This is a genomic window from Halanaerobium saccharolyticum, assembly GCF_003259895.1.
In the GTDB taxonomy this organism is placed as follows: Bacteria; Bacillota; Halanaerobiia; order Halanaerobiales; family Halanaerobiaceae; genus Halanaerobium; species Halanaerobium saccharolyticum_A.
In genome coordinates, this window is the sequence record NZ_QLME01000041.1 from 1 (window position 1) to 9,769 (window position 9,769).

The 9,769-nt window shown below is 31.2% G+C and carries 10 protein-coding genes; 5 read left to right on the forward strand and 5 right to left on the reverse strand.

All coding sequences use genetic code 11. From position 1 onward, the window contains the following. Positions 1-96: 96 nt before the first annotated feature. The 4 genes from C7958_RS15095 (at position 97) to C7958_RS15110 (ending at position 3,070) form a co-directional block, all read left to right on the forward strand. Complete coding sequence (locus C7958_RS15095; protein WP_111573499.1) at positions 97-615, forward strand: Mu transposase C-terminal domain-containing protein; 519 nt, start codon at positions 97-99, stop codon at positions 613-615. Further along, positions 608-1,408, forward strand: a complete 801-nt coding sequence (locus C7958_RS15100) for an ExeA family protein (RefSeq protein ID WP_111573500.1) — start codon at positions 608-610, stop codon at positions 1,406-1,408. The genes C7958_RS15095 and C7958_RS15100 overlap by 8 nt, the downstream gene beginning before the upstream one ends. A gap of 198 nt (positions 1,409-1,606) precedes the next feature. Beyond that, complete coding sequence (locus tag C7958_RS16165; RefSeq protein WP_166668567.1) at positions 1,607-1,936, forward strand: SH3 domain-containing protein; 330 nt, start codon at positions 1,607-1,609, stop codon at positions 1,934-1,936. A gap of 90 nt (positions 1,937-2,026) precedes the next feature. After that, positions 2,027-3,070, forward strand: a complete 1,044-nt coding sequence (locus C7958_RS15110) for an SIR2 family protein (RefSeq protein WP_111573502.1) — start codon at positions 2,027-2,029, stop codon at positions 3,068-3,070. Between the two features lie 523 nt (positions 3,071-3,593). Here the strand turns inward: C7958_RS15110 and ppcA are convergent. The 5 genes from ppcA to C7958_RS15130 all read right to left on the reverse strand — a co-directional run bounded on the left by ppcA (position 3,594) and on the right by C7958_RS15130 (position 7,040). After that, complete coding sequence (gene ppcA / locus C7958_RS15115) at positions 3,594-5,063, reverse strand: phosphoenolpyruvate carboxylase (RefSeq protein WP_111573503.1); 1,470 nt, start codon at positions 5,061-5,063, stop codon at positions 3,594-3,596. Beyond that, positions 5,063-5,191 (reverse strand): hypothetical protein, encoded by a 129-nt coding sequence (locus tag C7958_RS15985; protein ID WP_258222468.1) that lies wholly within the window; start codon positions 5,189-5,191, stop codon positions 5,063-5,065. Before C7958_RS15985 ends, ppcA begins: the two co-directional genes overlap by 1 nt. 5 nt (positions 5,192-5,196) lie before the next feature. Next, positions 5,197-5,514 carry a P-II family nitrogen regulator gene (locus tag C7958_RS15120; RefSeq protein WP_108141089.1) on the reverse strand — a complete coding sequence of 106 codons (318 nt, stop codon included), beginning with the start codon at positions 5,512-5,514 and terminating at the stop codon, positions 5,197-5,199. Between the two features lie 40 nt (positions 5,515-5,554). Then, on the reverse strand, positions 5,555-6,541 hold the full coding sequence (locus C7958_RS15125) for a sodium-dependent bicarbonate transport family permease (protein WP_108141087.1): 987 nt from the start codon (positions 6,539-6,541) through the stop codon (positions 5,555-5,557). A gap of 145 nt (positions 6,542-6,686) precedes the next feature. Further along, positions 6,687-7,040 (reverse strand): DUF2294 domain-containing protein, encoded by a 354-nt coding sequence (locus C7958_RS15130; RefSeq protein ID WP_111573504.1) that lies wholly within the window; start codon positions 7,038-7,040, stop codon positions 6,687-6,689. A gap of 207 nt (positions 7,041-7,247) precedes the next feature. Between C7958_RS15130 and C7958_RS15135 the strand changes: the two genes are divergently transcribed. Continuing rightward, positions 7,248-9,701, forward strand: coding sequence for a PAS domain S-box protein (locus C7958_RS15135; protein ID WP_111573505.1), 2,454 nt, complete (start codon positions 7,248-7,250; stop codon positions 9,699-9,701). Positions 9,702-9,769: the final 68 nt, after the last annotated feature.

Consider the following 9,769-nt stretch of genomic DNA (forward strand, 5'->3'; position numbering starts at 1 on the left):
GATTAACTCAAGTTATGTAAAGTAAATTTAAGAACGATGCACTCATTACAGTGTTTTAAGAATTTACTTTACATAATCATATACTTTGCATAACCCTTGTTATGTGAAGCTTCACATAATAAAGGCAAAATTGAAAGGTTTTACTTAACTGTCAGAAAAAGATTTTTACCTCTTTTAACTGATGAAGATTTATCTTCCCTGGATAAGCTAAACAAGAGCTTTTTTAAGTGGCTGGAAAAAGATTATCACCGTAAAGTGCACTCTTCTCTGAAGATGACTCCTCTGGATAAATACATGTCCCAGATTAGTCAGGTTAAAACCTATGATGATCCTGAAAAACTTAAGCTGCTTTTTCTCAAAAGAGCTCAGAGAAAAGTTAGACATGATGGAACTATATCTGTTAATTCTAAACTCTATCAGGTGCCACCTGTCTATATTGGCAAAAAGGTTAAGATCCGCTTTGATCAAGAAACATATGATAATATTTATCTTTATGAAAATGGTAAATGCATTACTAGAGCTGAGCCTGTGATTATGGCTGATAATGCTCATGCTAAAAGAGGTAATCCTATCTCCTTTGCTAAAATGACTGAAGGAGGCAGCAAAAATGTATAAATCTTTTTATTCTTTATCAGATAATCCATTTAAAAAAGAGATTGAAACTAAAGATCTCTACCAGTCTGAAAACTTAAAAGAACTTTCTGCCAGACTTAATTATCTTAAAAAAACAAGAGGCATTGCTGTCATTATTGGTGAACCTGGAAGTGGTAAAACTTCTGCCCTGAGATCTATGGCTGACAGTGTTAATCCATCATTATTTAAGGTCATCTATTTCCCTTTATCTACAGGCTCAGTAATGGATTTTTACAGAGGCATAGCCATTGGCCTGGGAGAAGAACCTAAATTTAGAAAGGTGGACCTTTTTAATCAGGTTCAGGCTGCTATCTTAAAGTTTTACAACGAGAAAAAGATTACTCCCATCATTATCTTAGATGAAATGCAGCTTGCTCCCAACAAATTTTTGAGTGATCTTGGTATTTTATTTAATTTTGCTATGGATTCTCAGAACCCATTTATTCTGATTTTAGCTGGTTTATCTCACTTTATGACAAAGCTAAATTTGAATCATAATCAGTCCTTAAATCAGCGAGTAATCATGAAGTATCAGTTAAATCCTTTAAACAAAGAGGAAGTCAAAGAGTATGTTGAGCACCAGCTTGAGCTTGCTGGAGCAAATCACCCAGTATTCATACCTCAGGCTCTGGAGGCAATTGCCTTGAGATCCAGAGGACTACCCAGATTGATCAACAATATCGCAGTTAACTCGCTGCTTTTAGGATTTCAGCTTAAAGCAGAGCAGATAAACCAGGAAATTGTCTTCAAAGCCTGCGAAAAAGATACATTTTAAAGTGAAAAATATTATTTAAATTAAAGGGGCTTATTTTTAAGTCCCTTGCTAATTTAATCTGCAAAATATTTTTGTTTTTACTAATTTAATTTGAAAATTATGCTGTAATTTTAGCTAATTTAGGCTGATTTAATCTGAATAATTTAACTGGATTAATTTGCAAAATCACATGATATGCACACTGTGAATCAGATCTTTATGTATATATGGAATTATTTAAAGTCTAATCCTTTATTCTCTATAACTTTCCCCCTTTCTTTAACGAATATAAATATAAATTTTGGAGACATTAATATTTTTCCAAAACATTATAATTATAGTCCTAAAAAAGTAGTTTCTATAAATAACCTTAAACTAAGAAAAAAAGCTAACAATAATTCTGAAATAATTTGTACACTTAATAAAAATATAGATAAAGTAAATATAATAATTGAAAAAGGTAATTGGTGTAAAGTAGAGGTTTTGAATTCGAGTAATTATAAAGGTTGGGTAAAGAAAAACGGCCTCAGTCAATTTTATTTAAATTAATTAAGAAGCCTTTAAATTAAAAAAGTTTTGCTTTTTACGTGATTGTTCACAAGAAACTTAAAGTTTTAAAATAAGAGGAGAGTGATAAAAATGGAGAATGTTGTTTATATTTTAGGTGCTGGCTTCTCTGCTCCGCTAGGCTTGCCAGTAATGTCAAATTTTTTATCTAAATCTAAGGATATGTATTTTAATACTGATGGTGAATATGATTATTTTGATGAGGTTTTTAAGTTAATTGAAAGAATGTCATATATCAAAAATTATTATAATTCTAATTTGTTCAACATTGAAGAGATTTTATCTATATTAGAAATGAGAAACTTTCTTAATGATGATCAAGACAAAAAAATGTTTATAAATTATATTAGTGATGTAATAGAATATTATACACCAACGATTAATAGCAGAAGTCTACCAGATAAAAACTTTCATCATGCCATTATGGGGTCTAAAGATAAAATTCATAATACATATGGAAACTTTATTGTTAGTATATTTAATTTAATTTTCAAAAATGAAGGAGTTAAATCTTATAAAACTAACAGTGATTCTAATTATAATTATTCAATAATCAGCTTAAATTATGATAGGGTTATTGAGAATTATGTAGATCACTTATCTAAGGTTTATGACCCTAAAGATGATTTAAAAATTATAACTTCTTTAGAAGAATATAACAATTCGCCTAGTCAATTGCCGCTATGTAAATTACATGGTTGTGTTGAATTAGGTAATATAATACCTCCTACCTGGAACAAAACTTCTAATGATAAACTACTAAAAACTTGGCAACTCGCAGATAAGTTATTAAGCGAAGCTAACCATATAAGAATTTTAGGATATTCTCTGCCTGTAACTGATTCATATATCATCTATTTGTTGAAATCTTCTATATTAGATTGTGATCACTTAAAATCAATTGATGTAATTACATTAGATAAAAATAAACAGACTAAATCAAACTATGATCAATTTATTGACTTTGCCAATTATAGATTTAAAAATGCAAATATAGTTGATTATTTTCAAATGATCAAAGAAGTTTTAACAGAAGGAGATCTTTTAGCAAGGTCAGACCGATACAACTATAATTTTTTAGAAAGATCTCATAATAAATTTATGAATGAATATTAAGTTCTTGTCACTCACGAAAATACAGTTGCTCTAATTAATTCAACAACTAGTGCTTTTACAAATTATCCTGATTTTTTCCTGATATAAACTGATTTTTTTGTTAAATTTGTAAAAGTTATATTCTTTCCTTGTTTTTTAAAGCTATAAGTATTATTATATTATTATAGGAGTTAATCAGACGAAGTTTAATCAGTTAATTTTGGTGCAGAGCCTTTTATACTAGGATTGAAAGGTCTTCCCCGATATTTCCTTACTTGAAATCCGGTGAAGCCGAAAGGTGTCAGGGTTCGAGTCCCTGTCTCTCCGCCATTGAATATTAAGGGCTGATGCCCATTTTAGAGACCCGCCGAGAGGCGGGTCTTTTGTGTTCTTAGGTGTAAATCCTGACATTTTAAATTTTGGCGGCTCTACAACGCATAAAAAGTGTTTTAACAGCTGCCGGAATTAATACAGAAAACAAAAATATATTAAAACTAGCTGAAAAAAAGCTATTGGATAGTAGCCAAAATTTTGAGTTGCTTTTTTAACCTAGACTCCCCCTTATACTTCCCATTTCTTTAAGCCAGTTTTCTAATAATTCAACTTCTTTGGGACGAGAAAAATCAGAGGCCTTTTGCAGGTGAAATAATACTCCTAATGAAGAGTCCATTAACATATGATATATGTCAGATTTTATTATATTTTTATCTCGACATATATCTAAATCAAAGAAATCACAACAGAAGTTTATATCTTCTTCAATATAATCAACAGCTTTCTGATTAAAGAATCTATTTATGTTTTTAAAGTTAACAAATTTGCTTGCAAATTTTAGATCAGCTTTCAATGATGGATAATTATTTAAAAATTCATTTAATCCACTTTTGCCCCACTTGTTTTTTATTTCGTTAAGGCCTCTACCTGTTCCTATAAAAACTGGAGGCAGCCCAACTGAATAGAGAGAGGCAGTAAAAGTAATTGCTCTAGGTAAAGCAAACTTTTTGACTGTATTGAGCTTATTTAATCTATTCTTGATACTCTCAATATTAACAAGCTTAGCAATTTCTTCTGGTCTTGCAATATCTCGGGCATAGCCAACACCACTTTTGCGGGCCAGTCTATCTCTCTGTTTGGGAATATAATCTGAGAGTTTTGCTACTTCTGGTATGATTTCAAAAAATGCATCAAGATAATTAGCTGTAAAAATTCCAACATAGTTATATAATTGTTGATATTCGGTTTCGCTATAAAAATGAGCTTTACTATTAGGTAATTCATTATTAAGTATTTTTATTAATTCAATCAATTTTGTTCGTGGTTGATCATACCTAAGACCAGATTGAATCGTGATAGTTTTAAGCCCTGGGTATGTTTCTAAGACATTATAAATGTTTTCAAGTGTCACATGTCCCCTAAAAGGTAGGGCCCCTCCCCCAAAGATAGGATAAATATTTATATTTAGAGATTCAGCTATTTTATATGCTTTAGAAAGGGCTACTCGATTTGCTAAAACTGCAGAAACATTTCCGTAAGATAATGCTGGGTCAGATCTCCCCAGCATAAATCTGAGATAATCAACAGGATAATCATTATTTCTTAATTTTGTAACAAATTGATAAATAATTGAGTCAATATTTAAAAGTTCAGGCACTTCTTCAATAAGAGGAATAATCTGTAATAAATTTTTGTTTTTTTTCATTTTGAACTCTTTTTCTGCTAATTTTGCCACAGAATCTATTCTCTTTTTCACTTCTATTAATTCATCGGCAGAACTTACCATAGGAAGAATAACTTCTATAATAGGCTGGATATCATTATATTCTTTTGCGCTAACTATAGTTTCTGTTATTGAAAGAAAAGCCATTATTTGTCTAAAAGCGGTTTCTTCATTGGCATTTGCTACTCTTGGGGTTACAAAAACTTCTTTTCCTGGTGTTATTCCATTCTCAATTAGACCTATTACAATTTGAGCAGTCTGGTGATATGGAGTTAATTTTCCTTCAAAGTCAATCATTATTTTAAACCATCAGGGATAGCTTTTAAAGCCTCAATTGCCTCTTCTGATTCTTTTTGTATAGGAACATATTCTTGAGCAGAATCAGGGTGTTGGGTCATCATTGTTACAGGTATATTTTCTCTCATCAAAATCACTCCTCATTTTGTTTAATTATCCTAACATCTTCAATATATATAATACCTGCATATTTGGAATGCAGATACTTTGCATAGATTTTCTCTACAACTTTTACTGCCTTTTCATCATCTTTAATAATTACTTCTAACCTTATATTTTCGCCATATCTACTTAAACCTCCAGATATAGATCTAATATCTCGATTTCCCTGTCCAGAAACATCCTTATAGATTGTATAAGCTGTAATATCCATTGATTCTAAATAATCGATAATTTGAGAAGAAATAATCTTTTCAGTAATAATAATTACCTTCTCTGCTCTGATCAACATAATAGAAACCTCCTTATTTTTTCATCAATAAATTTATAAATTAACTCAAAATTATTGCAATCTGATAATACAGTGGTATACCAAGTATTATGTTAAATGGAAAAATGATCCCTAGACTCATCCCTAATGCTATGGAAGGGTTTGCATCTGGAAAAGTACTTCTCATTACTGCTGGTGCTGAAATATATGAGGCTCCTGCTGCTAGAACTGCAAAAACTGTTGCTCCACCTGGACTTAAGCCGATAAAATTAGCAATTAATATTGCCATAACTGCTTGTGCAGGCGGCATTATTATTGCAATCAAATAAGTAACTGGTTTAACATTTTTTAGAACCGATATTCTTCGTCCAGTAATAATTCCTATATCCAGCATAAATATTGTAAAGATCCCGTCAAATGCAGTACTGTAAAATGGCATCAGGTCTTCTGTGCCTTTTACTCCTGCAGTTAAACCAATTATCAGACCTCCAATAATTAAAACTGTTGATTTAGACCTCAGTGACTCCTTAAAAATATTTTTAATACTATATTCATCATCTGAATCTATTTTGTTCTTTTTTAGACCGGCGTGTCCTAAAACAATACCTGTAATCAAGGCTGCTGTATCCATAAATGGATATAGTGCTGGAACAAACTCTTCAAAGTTTACTCCCATCCTGCTTAGAAAAACTATCACTGTAGTTAGGGTTACACTACTACATGCCCCATAATGACCGCCAATAGAGCCAGCATTTGCTGCATCAAATCCTATTTTTAACATTATATAATATACAGTGAAAGTAATTATAGCGCCAACTATAATAGCTGCAAGAACAGGTATTATTATTTCTGATATTCCTGTTTGTCTAACTGCAATCCCTGCCTTTAAACCTATAGAAATTAGAATAAACATAGTTAAAAAAGCTCCAAAAGAATCTGGTATTTCTAAATCAGATCTAATAATTGCAGCAATTAGTCCTAAAATAAAGAACATAATTGCTGGTGAAAGTATGTTATCGATCGCTGCTTGTAAAGAAATAATTATCATCACCTCCTTCTTGAGTTGAAATTATAATGTTTAAGATAAATAATCTTAAATTAATATGTGTTTATTTTCATTTTAATTGACCTAATAATGACTGGTAAAAAATACCTTTCATATATCTGCCAACTAAATATATAATTTATTAAATTTAATATTCGTTTTCTAAATTACAATCAAGTGTAACTATAATTATCTTTTCCCCGGTTTTTGTGCTTACATCAGAATGCACACTGATTAGTTCAGTGTTAATTATATTTTGAATAATATTTTTAAAATTTTCTACTTCATTTTCAAATAATAAAGTCCTAACTCTTTTAACTAATTCAACACGATTATTCTCTGCCAGCCTCTTCTCAGAAATACTGAAGAATCCTTCGAGCCTAATAATTATCAAATTTTTAACGATCATAGTATTAATTTGCTTAGGACCTCTACCCATTACTTCTAATTCAAATTTGGTTACTGCCTCACTAATTTTTGCTTCAACTTGACCTTTTGTCACTTGCAATCACCCTTTTAAGATAAAACTAACAAAAGAATACCATAGTTTTATTTAAAAAGCAATAGAAGAGTTCGATTAAAAAATAAAAATTGAAAATTTATTATTTTTGTCTTACAAATTTTTATTTCAAATAAAATTAAGTTATAATAACTATATAATGTAGTAAAATATAGATTGAAATTTATCTGAGCCAAGAGGTGAGCAAATATGAAAGAAATAATAATCATTGAAGATTCAAAGCTTCATCAGAAAAAAATAAAAAACATAATATCAGAACTTGAATATAAGGCATCTAAAGTTTTTGCTTATGGGGAAGATGCTGTAGATTATATAATAAATAAGGGCAATCACCCTGATTTAATAATTATCGATATTATTCTTAAAGGGGAGGTAGATGGTTATCAGGTAGCTAAAAAGATTACTTCAGAAACCAATATTCCCTTTATATTTCTGACTGCTCACCTTGATCAAATAGAAGATTTTGAGGCTTCAGTATATTTAAATAAACCATTCAATAAAGAAGAACTTAAAAATAATATCGAACTTGCTTTATATAAAAATCAGATGCAGAAAAAGATACTTAAGAATAATGAGGAAAGAAATATGATACTGGATACAATTGAAACCCAGGTCTGGTATTTAAAAGATCCTGTTACTTATGAAAGAGTAAATCAGGCTCATGCAGATTTTTTAGGATTTGAAAAAGAGGCTGTTGAAAATAAAAATTTAAAAGATTTTCTTTCAAGAAAAGCAGCTCAGACCTGTAATCTGGGAAATCAAAGAGTTTTTAAGCAGAAGAAAAAAATTCGAACTGAAGAATGGTTAAAAAATTATAAAGGAGAAGAAAGATTACTTTCGATAACAAAAAACCCCAAGTTAGATGATCAGGGAGAAGTAGAATATGTAGTCTGTTCAGCTGAAGATATTACTGAAAAAAAAGAAAGAGAAAGTGTAATTAAGGAATTACATAAAATAGCTGTAGATTTTAAGGAATTACAAGATGAAAAATCAATAAGTAAAAGAACTGTAGAATTAGCAGAAAAGCTTCTTGATTTTAACCTCTGTAATTTTATTCTGCTTAAAGAACAGGAATTTATTTCAACAGCTTCTTCCAATAATTTCAAAGAGGAAAGAATTTCAATTTCAGAAAAGAGCATAGCAGCTAAAACTTATCATCAGGGGGAAAGTCTGATCATTGATGACCTGCAGAACAGTTCGGAAGCGGCTGCGACAAAAGAAATCTATAAATCAGCTATCAGTATACCAATCGTTGATTTTGGTGTCTTTCAGGCGGCAGCAGCTAAAAAATCAGCCTTTGATGAAGGTGATTTAGAGTTAGCAGAGATTTTAATCTCACATGTTACAGCAGCTTTAGAAAGAGTATATTCTCAGCAAAAAATTAATGAACAGAATGATTTTTTATCAACAATTTTAGAAGTCCAAAGTGGACTGGTTATTCTTTTAGATCCTGAAGGGAAAATTGTTCGATTTAATAAGGCCTGTGAAAGACTTACAGGTTATAAGGAAGAAGAAGTTAAAGGCAAAACAGTCTGGGAGTTATTTTTAGATAAAAATAAAGAGAAAGTTAAATCTGTTTTTACTCAGCTTAAAAATAAGGATTATCCCAATAAGTCGGAAAACTACTGGCTAACTAAAACAGGAGAGAAAAGGCAGATTTCCTGGGCAAATAATGTTATTTTAGATGACAAGGGCGAAATAAAATATATTGTGGGCACAGGTATTGATATTTCTGATAGAATTGAACAGGAAGAAAAATTGAAGGAACAGAAAGCATATTTTGAACAGCTTTTTAATAATTCTCCGGAAGCAATAGTGCTTTTGGATAATAAGCATCGGGTGCTCAAAGCTAATAAGAAGTTTGAGGTGCTGTTTGGCTTTAAAGAATCAGAAATCATTAATAGGAATATAGACAATTTGATTTTGCCTGAAGAGTATCTGGAAAAGGTGGCTGCTAAAAAACATAATGTCCCTTATTATGGAGTCAGAGAATACTCACCAAAAACCATATCCATGTGGGTTAGAGCCTATCGCAAAGGTGGTTTTGAAGGGCTGAAACCCAAACCCAGAAATGACAGAGGTAAAAGTCGTGTTTTAACTCCAGAACTTAAGGAAGTTATTTTAGAAGCCCGAGAAGAACACCCTGATCGATCTGTTTCTTTACTATATGATCAGCTGATTACGGAAAAGAAAATGCTGCCCTCTCAGGCCTCCTATTCTACTGTCTATCGCTTTCTTAAAAAGAAGAACCTGTTGGTCAACTCTCCCCGCAAAGAAGAAAACAGACGCCGTTTTGCCTATGATCAGGTTAATATGCTCTGGCAGGGAGACGAGATGTATGGACCCTATCTCAACCTTGATGGCAAAAAGGTTAAGACTTTTCTCTTTGCCTTTATTGATGACTGCTCCAGGGTTATTACTTATGCCAAATTCTTAACAACAGAAAAGTTTTCTGCTGTGCAGCAGGTATTCTCAGAAGCTATTTTAAGAAGAGGTATTCCAAAACTCCTTTATGTTGATAATGGTAAAGTCTATCGCAGTGATAATCTTCATTTTGCCTGTGCTTCTTTAGGTATTACCCTGATTCACACTAAGCCGTATTCTCCTGCTGATAAAGGTTATGCAAAGTATATGATTATGTAAAGTAAATTCTTAAAACACTGTAATGAGTGCATCGTTCTTAAATTTACTTTACATAACTTGAGTTAATC

Bases quoted from the DNA above. Each gene is read 5' to 3' on its own strand.
- C7958_RS15100 (WP_111573500.1), top strand. From the start codon at position 608: ATGTATAAATCTTTTTATTCTTTATCAGATAATCCATTTAAAAAAGAG.
- C7958_RS16165 (WP_166668567.1), top strand. From the start codon at position 1,607: ATGTATATATGGAATTATTTAAAGTCTAATCCTTTATTCTCTATAACT.
- C7958_RS15110 (WP_111573502.1), top strand. From the start codon at position 2,027: ATGGAGAATGTTGTTTATATTTTAGGTGCTGGCTTCTCTGCTCCGCTA.
- ppcA (WP_111573503.1), bottom strand. From the start codon at position 5,063: ATGATTGACTTTGAAGGAAAATTAACTCCATATCACCAGACTGCTCAA.
- C7958_RS15985 (WP_258222468.1), bottom strand. From the start codon at position 5,191: ATGAGAGAAAATATACCTGTAACAATGATGACCCAACACCCTGATTCT.
- C7958_RS15120 (WP_108141089.1), bottom strand. From the start codon at position 5,514: ATGTTGATCAGAGCAGAGAAGGTAATTATTATTACTGAAAAGATTATT.
- C7958_RS15125 (WP_108141087.1), bottom strand. From the start codon at position 6,541: ATGATAATTATTTCTTTACAAGCAGCGATCGATAACATACTTTCACCA.
- C7958_RS15135 (WP_111573505.1), top strand. From the start codon at position 7,248: ATGAAAGAAATAATAATCATTGAAGATTCAAAGCTTCATCAGAAAAAA.